The sequence below is a fragment of the Kitasatospora kazusensis genome (assembly GCF_039529945.1).
Classification (GTDB): domain Bacteria; phylum Actinomycetota; class Actinomycetes; order Streptomycetales; family Streptomycetaceae; genus Kitasatospora; species Kitasatospora kazusensis.
This window is the reverse complement of record NZ_BAAANT010000133.1, coordinates 1-1,088: the sequence shown is the minus strand read 5'-3', so window position 1 is coordinate 1,088 and position 1,088 is coordinate 1. Positions and strand designations below refer to the sequence as shown.

The window sequence follows — 1,088 nt, the reverse complement described above, 5'->3', positions numbered from 1 at the left end:
CTCGTCGGATACGAAATGGCCCTGCTCGTCGACCGCGCAGGCGCCGTCCTCACCCCCGCACTTCGCGCGGAACTCCAGGGCAGCCTGCTGCACTGACGGTTCGTCGGATACCGTCCTGGTATTCGAAAGACCTCCTGTCCGTCCCGAGCCCGTATCCTGCGGGCTCGGGTTCGGACGTTGTACGGCTTTCGCATCACCTGTTCAGAGCCCCGGCACTGAGCTCGCACCGCACCGCCGCACCATGTGAGGAGAGGAACCGTGACACCGCCCGACGACCGCAGCGGCCAGTACGGCGTTCCGTACCCTGGCACCGGCCATGACGCCTTCGGAGCCCCCGGCGTCGGCCACGGTCAGAGTTACGAGCAGCAGTACGCGCAGCAGTACGGCCAGCAGCAGGACCAGCACTACCAGCAGCAACAGCAACACCAGCAACAACAACAGCAGCAACAACAACAACAGCAGCAGTACGGGCAGCAGCCCTACGAGCGGCAGCAGCCGTACCAGCAGCCCGGCCAGTACGGGCAGGCCACCCGGCTCGATCACGGCGGCTACCGGACGCACTCGGACCGCCCCGGCCCCGAGCGCTTCACCGCACCGCCGGAGGAGCCCGGCTACGTCGACGACTACGACGACGAAGAGGACTCCGGTCCGCTGATCCGCCCGTTCGCGATGACCGGCGGCCGGACCCGGCCCCGCTACGAACTGGCCTTGGAGGCACTGGTTTCGGCCAATGTCGCGCAGGACCGCCTCGCCACGATGCTCCCCGAGCACCAGCGGATCTGCATGCTGTGCACCGAGGTCAAATCCGTCGCCGAGGTCTCCGCGCTCCTGAACATCCCGCTCGGGGTGGCCCGGATCCTCGTCGCCGACCTGGCCGAGGCCGGCCTTGTCGCCATCCACCAGCCCGCCGCCGGCGGCGAATCCGGCAACCAGCCCGACGTCACGCTGCTCGAAAGGGTCCTCAGTGGACTTCGCAAGCTCTAACGCGGCCGCCCCGAGCCGCGCCACCACCTCCGCGAAGATCGTCGTCGCAGGCGGCTTCGGCGTCGGCAAGACCACCCTCGTCGGCGCGGTCTCCGAGATCAACC

At 68.5% G+C, this 1,088-nt stretch carries 1 protein-coding gene and 2 pseudogenes; all 3 read left to right on the top strand.

Annotated features, from left to right (window positions below; all coding sequences use genetic code 11):
- Nucleotides 1-96, top strand: a pseudogene (locus ABD330_RS32320) (roadblock/LC7 domain-containing protein); the annotation flags it as partial.
- A 162-nt stretch (nucleotides 97-258) separates the two neighbouring features.
- Nucleotides 259-984, top strand: coding sequence for a DUF742 domain-containing protein (locus ABD330_RS32315; RefSeq protein WP_344469883.1), 726 nt, complete (start codon nucleotides 259-261; stop codon nucleotides 982-984).
- Nucleotides 965-1,088 (top strand): annotated as a pseudogene (locus ABD330_RS32310) (ATP-binding protein); the annotation flags it as partial. The gene ABD330_RS32315 and the pseudogene ABD330_RS32310, both read left to right, overlap by 20 nt.